Source organism: Kutzneria viridogrisea DSM 43870, assembly GCF_000525635.1.
In the GTDB taxonomy this organism is placed as follows: domain Bacteria; phylum Actinomycetota; class Actinomycetes; order Mycobacteriales; family Pseudonocardiaceae; genus Kutzneria; species Kutzneria viridogrisea.
The window spans coordinates 3911195-3928174 of sequence record NZ_CP007155.1 but is presented as its reverse complement, the minus strand read 5'-3'; the positions used below and the strand labels follow the sequence as shown (position 1 = coordinate 3928174).

General features: G+C 71.9%; 11 protein-coding genes. 6 read left to right on the top strand and 5 right to left on the bottom strand.

What is annotated here, in order from left to right; genetic code table 11:
• Positions 1 to 88: 88 nt before the first annotated feature.
• The 5 genes from KALB_RS17605 to KALB_RS17585 all read left to right on the top strand — a co-directional run bounded on the left by KALB_RS17605 (position 89) and on the right by KALB_RS17585 (position 5132).
• Entirely contained in the window at positions 89 to 832 is a 744-nt protein-coding gene (locus tag KALB_RS17605) for an SDR family oxidoreductase (RefSeq protein WP_025357034.1), read from the top strand.
• A gap of 246 nt (positions 833 to 1078) precedes the next feature.
• Complete coding sequence (tdh, locus tag KALB_RS17600; protein ID WP_025357033.1) at positions 1079 to 2110, top strand: L-threonine 3-dehydrogenase; 1032 nt, start codon at positions 1079 to 1081, stop codon at positions 2108 to 2110.
• A gap of 43 nt (positions 2111 to 2153) precedes the next feature.
• Positions 2154 to 3338 (top strand): glycine C-acetyltransferase, encoded by a 1185-nt coding sequence (locus tag KALB_RS17595; RefSeq protein ID WP_025357032.1) that lies wholly within the window; start codon positions 2154 to 2156, stop codon positions 3336 to 3338.
• On the top strand, positions 3335 to 4210 hold the full coding sequence (locus KALB_RS17590; protein WP_025357031.1) for a LysR family transcriptional regulator: 876 nt from the start codon (positions 3335 to 3337) through the stop codon (positions 4208 to 4210). The genes KALB_RS17595 and KALB_RS17590 overlap by 4 nt, the downstream gene beginning before the upstream one ends.
• A 58-nt stretch (positions 4211 to 4268) precedes the next feature.
• Complete coding sequence (locus KALB_RS17585; protein WP_025357030.1) at positions 4269 to 5132, top strand: 3-hydroxybutyryl-CoA dehydrogenase; 864 nt, start codon at positions 4269 to 4271, stop codon at positions 5130 to 5132.
• Positions 5133 to 5323: 191 nt separating this feature from the next.
• Here the strand turns inward: KALB_RS17585 and KALB_RS43980 are convergent, their stop codons facing one another.
• From KALB_RS43980 to KALB_RS17565, 4 genes are all read right to left on the bottom strand, one after another.
• A complete protein-coding gene (locus KALB_RS43980) occupies positions 5324 to 6343 on the bottom strand; it encodes an IPT/TIG domain-containing protein (protein WP_025357029.1) in 1020 nt (339 codons plus the stop codon).
• Between the two features lie 39 nt (positions 6344 to 6382).
• Positions 6383 to 9280 (bottom strand): L-tyrosine/L-tryptophan isonitrile synthase family protein, encoded by a 2898-nt coding sequence (locus KALB_RS17575; RefSeq protein WP_025357028.1) that lies wholly within the window; start codon positions 9278 to 9280, stop codon positions 6383 to 6385.
• A gap of 587 nt (positions 9281 to 9867) precedes the next feature.
• Positions 9868 to 10632: a GntR family transcriptional regulator gene (locus tag KALB_RS17570; protein ID WP_030108484.1), complete on the bottom strand. Its 765-nt coding sequence runs from the start codon at positions 10630 to 10632 to the stop codon at positions 9868 to 9870.
• Between the two features lie 676 nt (positions 10633 to 11308).
• The gene (locus KALB_RS17565) at positions 11309 to 11491 is read right to left on the bottom strand and encodes a hypothetical protein (protein ID WP_148309500.1); all 183 of its coding nucleotides are present in this window, start codon (positions 11489 to 11491) and stop codon (positions 11309 to 11311) included.
• Between the two features lie 267 nt (positions 11492 to 11758).
• Here KALB_RS17565 and KALB_RS49850 point away from each other — a divergent pair, with 267 nt between their 5' ends.
• Positions 11759 to 14593: a helix-turn-helix transcriptional regulator gene (locus KALB_RS49850; RefSeq protein ID WP_025357025.1), complete on the top strand. Its 2835-nt coding sequence runs from the start codon at positions 11759 to 11761 to the stop codon at positions 14591 to 14593.
• 48 nt (positions 14594 to 14641) lie between these two features.
• On the opposite strand, the gene KALB_RS17555 is transcribed toward KALB_RS49850, so the two are convergent.
• Complete coding sequence (locus KALB_RS17555) at positions 14642 to 16963, bottom strand: M4 family metallopeptidase (RefSeq protein ID WP_025357024.1); 2322 nt, start codon at positions 16961 to 16963, stop codon at positions 14642 to 14644.
• Positions 16964 to 16980 lie beyond the last annotated feature (17 nt).

Here is a 16980-nt window from a genome sequence, read left to right as displayed (position 1 = left end):
GGAGCGAAAGCGTGAACGAGCTTGCGAGTGAACCACGTGACCGCGTGCCCGCACGAGGGTGCGCGCCGAGCACCAGCGAGGTGCGGGCATGAGCGTCACGGTCGTGACCGGCGGCAGCAGAGGCATCGGGGCGGCCGTCGTGCGCCGCCTGGCCGCGGCGGGGCACGCGGTGTGCCTGTCGTACCGGCAGGACGTGGACGCCGCCGAGCGGGTCGTCCGTGAGGTGGTCGACGCGGGCGGGCGGTGTGCCGCGGTGCGCGCCGACGTGACCTCGGAGCACGACGTGGAGGGCTTGTTCCGCACGGCGCGCGAGGAGCTGGGCGTGGTGACCGGGCTGGTGGCCAACGCGGGCGTGACCAGCCCCATGGCCCCGCTGGCCGACCAGCCGGTGGCGGCCCTGCGCGAGGTGGTGGACGTCAACCTGGTGGGCCCGCTGCTGTGCGCGCGGCGGGCGGTCCAGTCCATGTCCGCCTCGCGTGGGGGCGGTGGCGGGTCAATCGTGCTGGTGTCCTCGGCGGCGGCGACGCTGGGCTCACCCGGCGAGTACGTGCACTACGCGGCGAGCAAGGCGGCCGTGGACGCGGTGGCGATCGGCCTGGCCAAGGAGGTCGCCGCCGAGCGCGTGCGGGTCAACGCGGTGGCGCCGGGGATCATCGACACGGAGATCCACGCCGCGTCCGGGGCACCCGACCGGGTGCGCACCGCGGTGGGCCGCATCCCACTGGGCCGCGCCGGTCGGGCCGAGGAGGTGGCGGGGGCCGTGGCCTGGCTGCTGTCCGAGGACGCCTCCTACACGACCGGAGCCGTGCTACGTGTGGCAGGCGGCATGTGAGACCGCCCCAACCCCGGCGAGTCCCGCTCTCCTGCACGCGAGTCCCGCCCTGGCGGGGTGGGAGGGATGCCCCGATCCGGAAAGATCCACCCCTGCGATTCGCTCTCGAGCGGTCTTGGGTCGCGCCGCTGGGGTTCGCGTACCCGACCCGCCTGACGGGCGTGGGGACGCTGTGCAGTTCCCCTAACAAGTGAATTCAGAAAGTCCTGATGGACTGCACAGCGGACTCACACGACACTCATCGCCATGAAGGCATTGGTCAAGGCCACCGCGGCACCCGGCCTGCAGCTCACCGAGGTGCCCGACCCGGTCGCCGGGCCCGGCGACGTGGTGGTCCGGGTGCTGCGCACCGGCATCTGCGGCACCGACCTGCACATCGAGTCCTGGGACGACTGGGCGGCGCGCACCGTCACCGCCCCGCTCGTGGTCGGCCACGAATTCGTCGGCGAGGTCGTGCAGACCGGGTCCGCGGTCAGCGCGGTGAAGGTCGGGGACCTGGTCAGCGGTGAGGGCCACCTGGTGTGCGGCAGCTGCCGCAACTGCAAGGCGGGCCGCAGGCACCTGTGCGCCAACACGCGAGGCCTGGGCGTGCACAGCGACGGGGCGTTCGCCCAGTACGTGGTGCTGCCCGAACAGAACGCGTGGGTGCACCGCAACGAGGTGGACCTGGACGTGGCCGCCGTGTTCGACCCGCTGGGCAACGCGGTGCACACGGCGCTGTCCTTCCCGGTCATCGGCGAGGACGTGCTGATCACCGGCGCGGGCCCGATCGGCATCATGGCCGCCGCCGTGGCCCGGCACGCCGGCGCGCGGCACGTGGCGATCACCGACATCAGCGAGCACCGGCTGGAGCTGGCCCGCAAGGTGGGCGTGGACCTGGCGCTCAACGTGGCCGAGGGCACCGTGGCCGACGCGCAGGCCAAGCTCGGCATGTCCGAGGGCTTCGACGTGGGCATGGAGATGTCCGGCAAGCCCACCGCCCTGCGCGAGATGATCGCGAACATGGCGCACGGCGGTCGCATCGCGATGCTCGGGCTGCCCGCCGAACAGTTCCCGGTGGACTTCGGCAGCGTGGTGCTGAAGATGCTGCACATCAAGGGCATCTACGGCCGTGAGATGTACGAGACCTGGTACGCGATGTCGGTGCTGCTGGGGGCCGGGCTGGACATCAGCCCGGTGATCACGCACCGGTTCCACTACACCGAGTTCGACCGCGCCTTCGCCACCACCCGGCAGGGCAACTGCGGCAAGGTCATCCTCGACTGGACGGAGAGCTAGTGCAGCCGTCACAGGACCACTTCCCTTACTGGACGGAGAACTGATGTACGGCGCGATGCGCGAGGGCCTGCGGGCGGAACTGGACCAGATCCGCGCGGACGGGCTCTACAAGGCCGAGCGCGTGATCGCCAGCCCGCAGAACGCCTCGGTGCGGGTGTCCTCCGGCGAGCAGGTGCTCAACTTCTGCGCGAACAACTACCTGGGGCTGGCCGACCACCCCGCGCTGATCGAGGCGGCCAGGGGCGCGCTGGACGAGTGGGGCTTCGGCATGGCCTCGGTCCGCTTCATCTGCGGCACCCAGCAGCCGCACAAGCAGCTGGAGCAGCGGCTGTCGCAGTTCCTCGGCACCGAGGACACCATCCTGTACAGCTCCTGCTTCGACGCCAACGGCGGGCTGTTCGAGACCCTGCTTGGCGAGCAGGACGCGGTGATCTCCGACGAGCTCAACCACGCCTCGATCATCGACGGGGTGCGGCTGTGCAAGGCCAAGCGGTACCGGTACAAGAACCGGGACATGGCCGACCTGGAGCGCCAGCTGGTGGACGCCAAGGACGCGCGGTACCGGCTGATCGCCACCGACGGCGTGTTCTCCATGGACGGCTACCTGGCCCCGCTGGACCAGATCTGCGAGCTGGCCGAGCGTCACGACGCGCTGGTCATGGTGGACGACTCGCACGCCGTGGGCTTCACCGGCCCGACCGGTCGCGGCACGCCCGAGCTGTTCGGGGTCACCGACCGGGTGGACGTGCTGACCGGCACCCTGGGCAAGGCCCTTGGCGGGGCCAGCGGCGGCTACGTCTCCGGCCGTGCGGAGATCGTGGAGCTGCTGCGCCAGCGCTCCCGCCCGTACCTGTTCTCCAACTCGCTGGCGCCCTCGATCACCGCCGCCGCCCTGGCCGCGCTGGACCTGCTCAGCACCTCCGGTGAGCTGCTGGAGCGGCTGCGTGCCAACACCGAGCTGTTCCGGCGCAGGATGACCGAGGAGGGCTTCGACCTGCTGCCCGGTGAGCACCCGATCATCCCGGTGATGATCGGTGACGCCGCCGAGGCCGGCCGGATGGCCGACCTGCTGCTGGAGCAGGGCATCTACGTCATCGGCTTCTCCTACCCGGTGGTGCCGCGCGGCAAGGCCCGCATCCGCACGCAGATGTCCGCGGCGCACTCCACCGAGGACGTCGACCGCGCGGTGGACGCCTTCGTGCTGGCCAGGAGCAAGATGGGGGCGTGATCGATCCACGGAGGCTGCGGGTGCTGCGCGCGCTGGCCGACCACGGCACCGTGACCGCGGCGGGCCAGGCGCTGCACCTGACGGCCTCCGCGGTCTCCCAGCAGCTGGCGGCGCTGGAGGCGGAGACGGGCCAGCAGCTGCTGCGCAGGCGCGGGCGGCGCGTGTCGCTGACCGCGGCCGGCGAACTGCTGGTGGTGCACGCCAACGCGGTGGCCGCCGAACTGGAGCGCGCGCAGGCCACACTGGCCTCGTTCGGCGTGGGCGCGCGTGGCACGGTCAAGCTGGCCAGCTTCGCCTCGGCCATCACCCAGGTGGTGGCCCCGGCGATCGCGGCGCTGCGGACCAGCGCGCCGGAGGTGGTGGTGCTGGTCCGCGACGCGGAGGGGCACGCCAGCGTGCCGCTGCTGCTGGACGGGGAGATCGACGTGGCGATCACCGAGGAGTACCGGGCCGTCCCGCGGTCCGACGACCGGCGGCTGACCCGGTTCCCGCTCTACGCCGAGCCCTTCGACCTGGTGCTGCCCGTGACGCACCGGCTGGCCACCGAGCACGAGGTGGACGTGCGGGAGCTGGCCGAGGAGGACTGGATCGCCCCGCTGCCGGGCAACCCGTGCCGGGACGTGGTCGTGCTGGCCTGCGAGAACCCGCGGATCACCCACACCTCCGACGACTTCCGCGCCGTGGTGGCCCTGGTCGCCGCCGGGGCCGGGGTGGCGCTGGTGCCGCGCAACGCGCTGGCCCCGGTGCCCGGTGCCGTGCCGGTGCCGGTGCGCGGGCCGGTCCCACAGCGCCGGGTGTTCGCGGCCGTGCGCAAGGGCAGTGAGCAGCACCCGCTGCTCAGAGTTGTCCTCGACGGGCTGGCATGTAGTTGACTAGGGGGAAGCACCGGCGGCGATCCCGTCGGCAGCGGGCAAGCGAGAAGGAGTTGCTGTGACTGAGATCCGCCGGGTGGGTGTGGTCGGCGCCGGGCTGATGGGCTCGGGCATCGCCGAGGTCAGCGCGCGGGCCGGGTTGGACGTGCTGGTCAGCGAGGCCAACGCGGGCGCCATGGAGGCAGGGCGCGAGCGCATCACCAAGTCCCTGGCCAGGGGCGTGCGCAACGGCAAGCTGTCGGCCGAGGACCGCGACGCGGCGATGGAGCGGCTGAGCTTCACCACCGACCTGGGCGAGTTCGCCGACCGGGACCTCATCGTGGAGGCCGTGGCCGAGAACGAGCAGGTCAAGACCGAGGTGTTCGCCACGCTGGACAAGGTGGTCACCAGCCGGGAGGCCATCTTCGCCTCCAACACCTCCTCGATCCCGATCATGAAGCTGGGCATGGCCACCGGTCGGCCCGACCAGGTCATCGGCATCCACTTCTTCAACCCGGTGCCGGTGCTCAAGCTGGTCGAGCTGGTGCCCTCGCTGCTGACCAGCGAGCAGACCTCGCTGCGGGCACGGGGCTTTGTCACCGGCACCCTGCGCAAGGAGGTCATCACCTCCACCGACCGCGCGGGCTTCGTGGTCAACGCCCTGCTGATCCCGTACCTGCTGTCGGCGATCCGGATGATGGAGTCGGGCTTCGCCTCGGCCGCCGACATCGACAACGGCATGGTGCTGGGCTGCGCGCACCCGATGGGCCCGCTGCAGCTGACCGACCTGATCGGCCTGGACACCACCAAGGCCATCGCCGAGTCGATGTACGAGGAGTTCAAGGAGCCGCTCTACTCCCCGCCGCCGCTGCTGCTGCGCATGGTCGACGCGGGCCTGCTGGGCAAGAAGACCGGCCGCGGCTTCTACGACTACTCCGCCTGACCCCGGAGCGCCGACACACGGAGCAACCCCGCGTGTCGGCGCTTCACAGACCGCGTGTCGGCGCTCGGCGTACGGTGTGTTCGCACTGAGCGGGCGATTTCCCAGCTCGTGGGAGTCCGTTCCCCAAGCGCCGACACACCGTTCCGCAAGCGCCGACACGCGAGGTTAGGCCGCAGGCGGGTGAGTCCCGCTCAGGGCGTGTAGCTGTACAGGTCGCTGCCCGTGCTCGCGCTGGTCCCGCCCGCGGTGCTGACCGTCACGTGCACGGCCCCGACCCCGGCGGGCGAGGTGGCACTGCAGAAGCCGGTGCCGCAGGACACGTGTGCGGCGGGCAGCCCGCCGAAACGCACCGAGCCGCCCGCGAGGTTCGAGCCGAGGACGTAGACCAGGGTCCCGCCCGCGACTGGTCCACTGTGGACGCTCAGGCTGTTGACGGCCGGGGCGGGCGGCGGGGTGGGGCCCGGGCCGGTGTAGGTGAACGGGCCGGGGGCGTACGCGGTGCCGCCCGGGGTCACCACGGCCACGGGCACGGTGCCGGTGCCACCGGGTGAGGTGGCGGTGCACGAGCTACTGGTGCAGGACACGGCAGCGCTGTTGTCGTTGCCGAACAACACGAATCCGTTGTCCAGATTGGACCCGGTGAGCACGACCGAGGTGCCGCCGCTACCGGGTCCGGTGCTGGTGGAGATGCCGGTGACCAGCGGGGCACCCGGCACGGCGGGCGGGGTCTGCGGGCCGTTCACGGTGTAGCTGGCCACGTTGTTGGCGGGGTTGAGGTCCTCGCGGTTGGCGACCGTCGCCTTGATCACGCCGGAGGGCGTGCTGGCCGAGGAGCGGACCTGCACCTTCATGAAGTCCCCGCGACCGGGCGTGCGCAGGCCGAGGAAGGTCGCCTCCAGGCGGCGGCCGTCCGGGGACACGGTCTCGGTGAAGGTGTAGTCGTAGGGCGTGGAGTACATCAGCGCCCCGCCGGTGGTGAGACCGGGCGGCAGGTCGACGGTCAGGTGCGTGACGCCGGAGTAGTCGGCCCCGCCCACCGAGGTCCAGCTCACCGAGAAGTTGCCGAAACTGTTGGGCGTGGTCGGGTAGTTCCCGGCCAGGCTGACGGCGATGTCCGGGCCGGGTGTGGCCGCGGCGGCGGTCGGTGCGAGCAGGGCTGTGCAGGCGGCGGTGGCGGCGCACGTCAGCGCGGCGAGGAGTCGAGGTCTCACACGTGGTGTGATCGTCCCCGCCGACAGCCGCGTTAGCCTTCACTTGCGGCGCAAGTGGATTCCGTCGAGCAGGTCGGGCAGCAGCTCGGCACCGCGTGCGGGGTCGACCACCGCGGTGCGCGTGGCCGGGGCCATCAGCCAGGGCTGCCGCACCCCGAGCAGCGGCGAGTACACCGGCACGAAACCCTGGTCGTACAGCCACACCGCGAAGTCGGTGGACAGGGTGCCGCGCTCGTCCACCGCGGCCGTGCCGTGCCAGGGCAGCAGCGCGGACCCGCCCAGCGCCGTGAAACCGACCCGTCCCGGGGAGGGCATGCTCACGGTGAACCGGACGTGGTGCCCGAACAGCTTCTCGTACTCCAACTCGCGGTCGGTCAGCGCGGCGGCGAGGTAGCGGATCGTGTCGTCCCAGGCGACCTGCAACACCTCGCGGCGGGCCTGCACGACCTCGCCCGCGGTCCGGTTGTCGTCCACGTGGTACACGTCCGCGTAGACGGCCTTGGACCAGGTGAGCAGGTCGCGACCCGCGGGCAGCGGCACGGGCACCGAGTGCAGGATGGACCGGAACAGCTCCCGGAAGGACAGACCGCCCGGGGTGGGGTCCACCTGGTCCGCACCGGCCAGGGTGGCCACCGGGTTGCGGGTGATGTCCAGGCCGTCGAAGGCCTTGCGGTAGCCGCGCTCGTGGTACTCGATCAGCAGGGTGCGGTCCTCGGCCAGGGAGGGGCCGATGTGCTTGCGCGCGACCTCGTCGATGTCCTGGAACCGCAGGTAGTCGTGCCCGCCCACCAGGCTCAGGTACTGGTTGAGCTTGCGCAGGTAGCCGTCCACGATCGCGGGCGGGCGCGGGCGGAAGTGGTTGCCGTCGGTGAGCACGGTGATGTCCAGGCCCGGCGGGTAGAGGCAGCTCACCGCGCGCTGCAACTCCCGCAGCCGCACCAGCACGCCGAGCTCGGCCAGATCCGGCAGGTTGCCCAGCGCCTTGAGCCCGCTCTGGCTGTGCTTGATCGGGAAACCGGGCAGCACCATCCGGATCGGCGCCCCGGAACGCAGGAACGGCAACAGGTCGGCGCGGGCCATGTCCGGGGTGTAGGTGCTGCGCGAACCGCGGTGGAACTGCTTGCGCAGGAACACGTGGTGCAGCAGCAAGGCCGTGCGCTCGTGCTGCTCGGCGACCCCGGACAGGGCCTCGCGCAGGTGGCCGGGCGCCGCGGCGGCGGTGCGCTCCCCGCTGGCGTCGGCCTCGGCCACGAGCCGGTCGATGATCTGCCGGGACTGGCGCAGCGACAGGTGCACGGCGTGCCCGCGCACGGGCAGCCCGACACCGAGCTCACCGACCTGCAACTCGGCCACGGAGTGCGTGTGCGACAGCGCCGAGATCACCCCGTGCCGCCGGGGCAGCCGCTCGAAGGTGGCCACCAGCGGGGCCCCGTCGGGCGGCGGGCAGCCCGGTGCCCGGTCGCTGGCGAAGCCTGGGGCCTCCACCGCCAGCACCATCGCCCCGGGGAAGGCCAGCGACAGGGCCTGCCGGTTCTCGGTGAGGTCGTCGAACACCGCGACCACGTCGGTGCCCGTCAGCCGCCGCAGGTTCTCGATCTTCAGCTCGGCGATGGGCCGCACCCGGTCGTCGGGCAGGGTCAGCAGCCGCACGTGCGAGAGCCCTCCCCTGGCCAGCACGGCCTGCGTGTGGTCGCGCACCCGGTCGCGGCGGCCGGTGTTGAACACCACCTCGCCGCCCGCGTCCTCCACGTCGCGCACGAAGCGCACCAGGCCGGGGGCCAGCGAGTCCGAGCGCAGCCGCTCCCACGGCCGGTAGAAGGCCGGGCAGAACTCGGCGTGCACCTCGTCCCAGGCGACCTCGGGGTAGCGCCCGGCCACCCCGGACACCTCCAGGAACCGGTCCCAGGCGGGCTTGGAGTACGAGGGCAGCGCACGCAGGGCGCTGGGCCTGGCCAGCTCGGGGATGCCCTGCGGGGCGCCGTGCCGTGGCCTGGCCAGGGTCCTGGCCGCGTGCAGGGTCCTGGCCTTGGGCACCAGCCCGCACAGGTCCAGGTCGATCACCACCAGCGGCACCGGCCGGTCGGGGTCCTTGCGGCGCAGCGCGGCCCGCTCCTCGACCCGGCGCAGCACCTCGTGCAGCAGCTTGTCCTGGGCGGGCGGCACGCTGTGCACGTAGCGGTCCAGCGGGTGGTCCCCGTGCAGCAGCTCGGCGGTGTCGGGGTCGAGGAAGCGCAGCTCGGCGGCCAGTGTGCGCTCCACGGCGGCCCGCACACTGCGCTCGCGGTAGCGCTTTCCGTCGAAGCTGGTCTGCTGGAACGCCGAGACCAGCTCGACCAGTGCCTTGTGCAGCGCGCGCACCGCGCGGTCCCGCTCGATGACGTCCAGGTCCGCGCTGTCCTGGAGCAGGGTGACGTCGCTGAGCACCACGCGGCCGGTGGCGCGCACCTGTGGGGTCAGCTCGAACATGATGCCCCGGTCGTCCAGGGTGGTCAGCGCGAGCCCGTGCCGGTCGAGCAGGGTGCGGAACACCGCGATCAGCGGGCGCACCAGGTAGTCGATCAGGAAGTCCAGCGGGTCGACCCGCTGCTCGTGCCGGTTGGCGACCACCCGTTCCAGCAGGGTCGGCCCGTTCACCCCCGATCGGGACAGCAGGGTGCGCAGCGCCACCGGCAGGCCGGTGCCCGGGCAGCGCGGGTGCTGGGGGTACAGGGCGTCGCTGGGACCGTGCAGGCCGGTGACCGTGTCGACCAGCTCGTTGGGCGGGCACAGAGCGAGGTGCAGCCGCAGTGTGGGATCGACGGTGACCAGTTCCACCAGGCGTTGCCAGCGGCCGACCACGAGCAGGTGCTCGGCGCAGGCTGTGCTCACCGCGTCATCGGTCGTCGCAGGCAGAAGTGCCGGCGGGTCGGTGCGCTGTCGCAGGTACCAGTCGGTCATACCAGGGCCCTAACGAACACGTGGCTCCCCACATATTCAGCCGCACTTGCACAGTCCCCGGTATTCGCGGCGCTACATCGAGTGTAACGAGCGAGGGTGCCAGAAGTGCGCATCATCCAGGCGTTACGTGATCTATATCACAGGGTTTGAAGTCAGCTTGACACGTCAAGCCGGTCTGCCACAAGATGGCAGATTTCGATGCATCTGGATGAGTTCATCTTTTGCGCCCCCGGCTTTCGCACTCGATTCACGAAACCACCGCGAACCCGCTCCGGTAATGGGCCGGAACACCCGGCGCGCGGTCAGCCGGGCAAGTCCCATGCTACGCGTCACCGAGCAGATGTACCCGTTCAGCGGAAAACCACGCACGACGAGAGCCAATCACACCCGATCGTGTCACTTGTGACCGAGTACCGGTGAACACCCGGTGAACGCGCCGCCGAATGCTTCCCACCTGCCCCTCCCCCGACCGGGGTCGAGCAGATCCAGCCGACGCCGTACCTCGCCCACAGGTTGCTCGCGCGACAGATTAACAATTAACCGACCGGCGCAGCAGAATCATCCCAACAGGGCAAGTCGAGCCGGATTCAGTCCTCGGGCCGCAACCGGGTGCTGAAGCTGAACCGGTCCCCCCGGAACAACGAGCGGACCCGTTCGATTGGCACGCCCTCGGGGTCGAAGGACAGCCGGTGCAGCAGCAGCATCGGCAATGCCGGATTCGTCCCGATCAGCTTCGCCTCGCGGGGAGTGGCCAGCACCGTCTCCACCCGCTCCTCGGCCTCGGCGAAGACCACGCCGAGCTGGTTGCTCAGGCAGCCGTGCAGGGACCCGGCGGGATCGAACACGTCCAGCAGGGAGGGGAAGCGCCGCGCGGGCAGGTAGGTGGACTCCAGCCCCACGTTCTGCCCGGTGGCCACCACGGTGCGCTCGATGTGCAGCACCAGGTCGCCCGGCTCGATCCACAGGTCCTCGGCCAGCGTGGCATCGGCGGGCAGGTGCTCCATGGTCACCAGCTTGCGCCCGGGTGTGCCGCCCTGCCTGCGGATGCCCTCGGTCAGGCTCACCAGCGACAGCGGCTGCACCAGCTTGGGCGGCATCACGTAGGTGCCGCTGCCGTGCCTGCGCTGGAGCTTGCCCTCCAGCACCAGCTCGGACACCGCCTGGCGCAGGGTCATCCTGGCCACGCCGAAACGCTCGGCCAGCTCGCGCTCCGAGGGCAGCACGGCTCCCTCGCCCCAGGCCCTGGTCAGGTCCAGCAGCTGGGTCTTGACCGCGTAGTAGCGCGGCACCCTGCCGTCCTCGGGAATGCCCGCGCGCACCGGCTCGCCCGCCCGGTGCCTGCGCACGTCCACGGTGTCCGCGGTCGGCGGCTCGGCCTGCACCACGCCCTGCTCGGAGGGGGTCACCCGGGAGGCGGTGATCGGCTTGCCGTCCACCGTCATCACCAGCCGCCGGTCGGCCATCGGACTGGTCAGCCGCACGCGCAGGGTGGACAGGGTGGCGTCCACGCGACTGCGGCCGGCCACCGGGAGCAGCTCGCCCGCACTGGCCAGTTCCACCTTGACCTCGGCGCCCGCCTCACTGACGGTGCGATCGGCGAACTGGGCGCCCTCGGGATGTGTCACCTGGATGGCCAGCTCGTGCTCGTTCGGCTCGACCCACCACACGGGATTGAGCGGGATCCCCGTTCTCACGGCGCCGACGCTACGTAACTACTCGCGAGTAGCGGTAGCCGGGTCCGGCATCTCCAGCCCGATGGCTGCGTGCACGAGTCCACTACCCACGCTGCGTGCGGACGAGTAGGCCGACCGGGTGTGACCCGGTTCTCCGCTGCGACGAATGGCGCCGCCCCAGTGGCATCACACCGGGTTGCCTACACCCGTTCAGGTGAGACGGTGGTCGCGGGCGTTGCCCCCGCCCACGACCACCGCGTTCATGTCTCCCCTCGGTGCATCACTCGACCAAGTGATGCCGGTCCGCCTGGCCCTCCCAAGCCGTCCGGACCACCCCAGACCCCCAGTACAGGTCCTAGAGGTCGAGGGCGAAGGCCGCCGAGTGCACCGGTGCGCAGGGCCAGACCTGGCCGCAGTCCACACAGTGCTCGCCGGACCGGACGTGCGCGCTGAGCACGTCCGCGGCCATGTGGTGGTAGGAGTCGAGCAGCCGGTCCAGACCGCTGTCCCCGCCGGGAGTGGCACTGGGGTGCTTCATCGAGAGCACCATCCGTGCTCACCGCCTTCCGTTCGCCCCTCAACTGCTCTGTTGAGGTGTGGCAGCCGCCACACTGATTACGATCCGCTCATGTCCGACCCGGGACATCCGCCAATAGGCGGAGAAATGTGGCACGGCGCCGACAGGCCTCACCACTGTGGGCTACCACCGCGCCCGACAACCGGACAGTTGACGACGGTGCGTGACCGGATTGGCGTCCGGGTGGCGGGGGCGCGGCCGGGCTCAAGATCCGTCTAGGCTCGCACCATGCGGCCAACCGCGGCGACCGAGACCTTCGCGGGACGCGACGCAGACGTCGCCCTGCTGCAGGGCCTGCTCCGTGACGCGGTGGCCGGCCGCGGCCGGTGCGTGCTGCTCGAGGGCGATCCCGGCATCGGCAAGTCCGCGCTGCTGGCCACCGGGCTGGCCGCGGCGCGCGGACTGGGCTGCGAGGTGTTCTGGGGCGCCGCCGACGAACTGGGCCAGCCGTTCCCGCTGCGCGCGGTGCTGGACTGCCTGGAGGTCGCCACCCGGCCCGAGGACCCGTGGCGCACCGAGATCCTCGCCCTGCTGCGCCAGGAGCACTCCCCCGGCATGACCGGCACCGGCGACCCGGTGCTGGGCGCGACCGAACTGCTGCTGGCACTGGTGGACCGGACCTGCGAGTCGCGGCCGGTGCTGCTGGTGCTCGACGACATGCAGTGGGCCGACCAGGCCAGCCTGCTGGTGTGGCACCGGCTGGGCCGATCCGTCGAACAGCTGCCCTTACTGCTGGTGGGGGCCTACCGGCCGGTGCCGCGCCGGGCCGAGCTGGACCAGTTGCGGCGCGGGCTGTCCGGGCGTGGGGGCACGACGCGGGTGCTCGGTCCGCTGGCGCCCCAGGAGTCCCTGCGGCTGGTCGCGGCCAGGGCGGGCGGCCAGTCCTGCGGGCCCGAGCTGACCCACCTGGCCGAGCGGGCGGCGGGCAACCCCGGCTACCTCACCGAACTGGTGGACGCGCTGGCCCGCGAGGGCGGCATCCGGGTCACCGGCGGGGTGGCGGAGCTGGCGGGCCGGGCCGTGGGCGGCCGGGCGCCCGCCTCGCTGGCCGCGGCGATCGCCGACCGGCTGGACTTCCTCTCCGAACAGGCCACCGCGACCCTGCGCTCGGCGGCGCTGCTGGGCACCGAGTTCGCCGTGCACGACCTGGCGGTGGTGCTGCGCAGACCCGCCAGCGAGCTGATCGCCGTGCTGGAGGAGGCCGTCGGGGCCGGGGTCATCACCGAGGCGGGCGCCAGCCTGGCCTTCCGCTACCCGCTGATCCGCCAGGCGCTCTACGAAGGCACGCCCCAGGCGGTGCGCACGGCACTGCACCACGAGGCCGCCCGCGCCCTGTCCGAGGCGGGGGCGCCCACCGTGCAGGTCGCCGAGCAGCTGCTGCCCGCCGCCGACACCGTGGACGAGTGGGTGCTTGGCTGGCTGGCCGACGTGGCGCCCACGCTGACGCACCGCGCCCCGCAGACGGCCATCGAGCTGCTGCGCAGGGCCATCGACCACGTGCGCTCCGACGACCCGCGGCGCGACCTGCTCGCCAGCTGGCTGGCCACGGCGCTGTCCGGCATGGGCCGCAACGCCGAAGCGGCGCAGCAGGCACGGCAGATCCTGGGCAGGACGAGGGAACCCGCACGGATCGCGGAGATGGCCTGGGTGCTGGCCTACACGCTGATGCGCACCGGGCGCAGCGCGGAGGCCCTGGCGGAGCTGGACTCCGCGCTGGCCCAGCGGCTGCCCGCCGAGTGGGCGGCCCGGTTGCGGGCGCTGACCGCTCTGGTGCGGGCGGTGGAGGGGGACTACGCCGCCGCGCGGCAGACCGCGGAGCTGGCCATCGAGGCGGGCCGCGCGGCCACCGACCGGCTGGCCGTCGGCGTGGGGCTGCACGTGCTGTCCCTGGAGCGCAACTTCGCCGGGGACGAGCGGCGCAACCGCGAGCTGATCGACGAGGCGCTGACCGTGCTCGGCGATGACCGCGAGCACCTGGACCTGCGCCTGCTGCTGCTCACCAACCGGGTGATGGCCGACCAGAACCTGGACGAGCTGGGCGCGGTGGACGGCACGCTGCGGCTGGTCCGCGAACTGGCCGAGCAGGCGGGCGCCGCGCGATTCACCCAGGTGCACGTGATGATCGCGACCTACTACTTCCGGCTGGGCCGCTGGGACGACGCGCTCAGCGAGCTGGAGTCCATCCCCGAGCTGTCCGAGGGGCGCTACTCCTTCCTCACCCTGCACGGCCTGCTGGCGCTGATCGCCGGGCACCGCGATGACCGCACCACGGCCTCGGTGCACCTCAAGGCGGTCAAGACCGAGCCGCTGGCCATCGCCGACGACCGGCGCAACGCCGGCTACGTGCTGCTTGCCCGCGCGCTGGCCGCCGAGCGGGACGGGCTGCACGCGCAGGCGTGCGCCGAACTGCTGCCGGTGCTGACCCCGGGCACCGCGCTGGAGATGGACGTGCGCTACCTGTGCCTGCCCGAGCTGGTGCGGCTGGCGGTGCTCGCGGGCGAGGACGCGACCGCCCGCAGCGCGGCCGAGGTGTGCCGTGCGGAGGCGGAGGTCTCGGCCACCCCGGCCAAGCTCGCCGCGGCCCAGCGCTGCCAGGGGCAGTTGGACCGGGACGCGGGGCCACTGCTGGCCGCCGCCGAGCACTACCGGGTCACGCACCGGCGGCTGGAACTGGCCACCACCCTGGAGGACGCCTCGGTGCTGCTGGCCGAGAACGGGGACACCGCGGCGGCCCGGTCGGCGCTGGGCGAGGCCATCGAGGTCTACGCCGAGCTGCGCGCGGACTGGGACGTGCGCAGGGCCGACGCCCGCACCCGGCCGTACGGGGTGCGGCGCGGCCAGCGCGGCAGGCGGGACCGGCCGACCACCGGCTGGGAGAGCCTGACGCCCACCGAGTTGAAGGTGGCCCACCTGGTGGCGCAGGGCAGGTCCAACCCGGACATCGCGGGCGCGCTGTTCCTGTCCCGGCGGACCGTGCAGACGCACGTCTCGCACATCCTGGTCAAGCTGGCCGCGCACTCCCGCAGCGAGATCGCCCGCGAGGCGGCGCACCACGCCCAGTGACCAGCGGCCCCGGCACGTCACGGGGCCGCTGATCACTTCAGGCGGCGATCAGCAGGCCCCTGCGTCCTGCCAGACCGCCCACGACCCCGGCGCACCGGGCTCCGCCCCGGTCGAGTACCAGGTGGAGTTCCACTTGTGCCCGGCGTGCGACACCGTCTCGCCCGGGCCGTAGGCGGTGGCGGCGTTCCACTCCGCGATCCCGCCGCAGCCGCCCGGCGTGCCGGTGACGGTCAGCGTGAAGGTCACCGCGTGTGCGGCGCCCGTTCCGGTGCCGGTGACCGTGACGCTGTAGGTCCCCGGCGCGGTGTCGGCGGTGGTGGAGATCGTCAGCTTCGAGGAGCCGCCGGAGGTCACCGAGGACGGGCTGAACGCCGCGGTGGCACCGGAGGGCAGGCCCGCCGCGCTGAACGTGACCGACTGCGCGCTGCCCGCGGTGGTGGCCGTGGACACCGTGCTGGTCACCGAGGACCCGGCCGTGGCCGAGCCGCTGGTCGGGTCGAGCGCCACCGAGAAGTCGTTGGTGGGCGTGCTGCCACCGACGGTCAGGCTGTAGGTGGCGGTGTGGCTGGTGCTGCCGGTGCCCTTCACGGTGATCGTGTAGGTGCCCGAGGCCGCGCTGGCCGAGGCGTTCACGGTCATCGTCGAGGACGAGCCGGAGGTCACCGAGGACGGGCTGAAGGACACGGTCACCCCGGCGGGCTGGCCGGTCGCGGTCAGCGCCACGGACTGCGCGTTGCCGGTGGTGGTCGTGGTCTGCACCGTGGAGGTCACCGAGGCGCCCGGCTGCACCGTGCCCGAGCTCGGGCTCAGCGCGAGGCTGAAGTCGTTGGTGGGCGTGCTGGTGCAGTTCGGGTCCCCGGACTGGGCGGGCACGCTGACGGCGTTCCACGCGGCCTTGACCGAGTTGTACTGGGCGCAGGTCGGGTCCAGGTTCTTGGCCGCGGTCAGCGTGGCGGTGCGGTAGCGGCGGTAGGACATGCCGGAGGTCTTGAGCAGCATGGCGTTGTAGAACACCTTGCCCGCGTTCTGGATGCCGATGCCGGTGACCGTGGAGTTGTCGCAGGTCGGGCTCTGCGCGGAACCCTCGGCCAGCAGGTAGAACCAGTGGTTGAGCGGACCGGCCGCCGCGTGCACCTCGGTGCTGGGGATGGCGCTGGAGTAGCAGTTCGGGTCCCCGTTGACCGAGGAGGGGTTCTGCATGTTGCGGATCGGGCCGTTGCCGACCAGGTTGATCGACTCGCCGACGGTGTAGTCCGGCACGTCGTAGGGTGCGGGCTCGTTGGTGTAGGCCTCGGTCAGCGCGCCGAAGATGTCGCCGGTGCCCTCACCCAGCCCGGCCTCGGTGCCCGCGCCGCCGGGGGTGTACTGGTCGATGGCGTGCCCGTGCTCGTGGCCCACCACGTCCATCGAGCCGATCCACTCGTTGGCCTGGTTGTGACCGATCTCGATGTGGTCGCCGGTCCAGTAGGCGTTGATGTCGCCCAGGCCGACCTTCACCGTGACGCCGCGGCCGTTACCGTCGATCCCGTTGCGGCCCAACCAGTTCTTCAGCATGTCCCACTCGTGCTGGGTGGACCAGAGCACGTCCACGCAGCCGGTCTCCTTGCTGGTGGCGTTGCCGTTGCCGAAGTTGTTGCTGGCCTTGGTGAACGGCTGGCTGGTGGAGTAGTCCACGCACTGCAGGCCGGGCCGGGTCGCGTCCACCGTGCTGTTGTTGCTGGTGGCGATCGTCAGCGGGTTGGGGCCGTTCCACTGGCTGGTTCCGGTGCCCGCCCGGACGTCGTCGCGGGTGCCCTCCACGGCACCGGTGCGCGCGTTGACGTAGACGTGCAGCCTGCTCGGCGCCCCGGACTTGGCCTTGCCGGTCAGCACCGACTCGTACACCAGGGTGCCGGTTCCCCCGGCAAGCACGGACAGGGTCGTGCTCACATGACTGTCCACACGGGACAGTTGGTCGGCGGCGATCGTGTCGGCCTTCTCCGGGCTGAGCTTGGGCGCCGTGTTCAGCGCCAGCGTGCCCTTGTTCGCCGACACGGTGTCGAGCACCTTGCCCGCGGCGTCGGTGGCCACCACGGCGTCACCGCCGATCACCGGCAGGCCCTTGTAGGTGCGGTCGTAGGACAGGTAGTACAGATCCCGCTTGCCCGGGTTGCCGCCCTGGTAGACGGCTCTGCGGGTGAACTGCTCATCGGGGCCCTTGGCCAGGGCGTCCAGGCCGGAGGCCGCGGCGGAGTCACCGGCACTGATGGCCAGGGACTTGGCGTCGGCGGTCACCGCGCCCGGCACCACAGGGGCCGCGGCGCTGGTGCTGACTTGCAGGGACACAGCCGCCAGGCAGGCGGCCGAGAGCGCGACAACGGTTCGTCTCACGCTAGCTCCTCAAGAGG

Bases quoted from the DNA above. Each gene is read 5' to 3' on its own strand.
- KALB_RS17605 (WP_025357034.1), top strand. From the start codon at position 89: ATGAGCGTCACGGTCGTGACCGGCGGCAGCAGAGGCATCGGGGCGGCC.
- tdh (WP_025357033.1), top strand. From the start codon at position 1,079: ATGAAGGCATTGGTCAAGGCCACCGCGGCACCCGGCCTGCAGCTCACC.
- KALB_RS17595 (WP_025357032.1), top strand. From the start codon at position 2,154: ATGTACGGCGCGATGCGCGAGGGCCTGCGGGCGGAACTGGACCAGATC.
- KALB_RS17575 (WP_025357028.1), bottom strand. From the start codon at position 9,280: ATGACCGACTGGTACCTGCGACAGCGCACCGACCCGCCGGCACTTCTG.
- KALB_RS17565 (WP_148309500.1), bottom strand. From the start codon at position 11,491: ATGAAGCACCCCAGTGCCACTCCCGGCGGGGACAGCGGTCTGGACCGG.
- KALB_RS49850 (WP_025357025.1), top strand. From the start codon at position 11,759: ATGCGGCCAACCGCGGCGACCGAGACCTTCGCGGGACGCGACGCAGAC.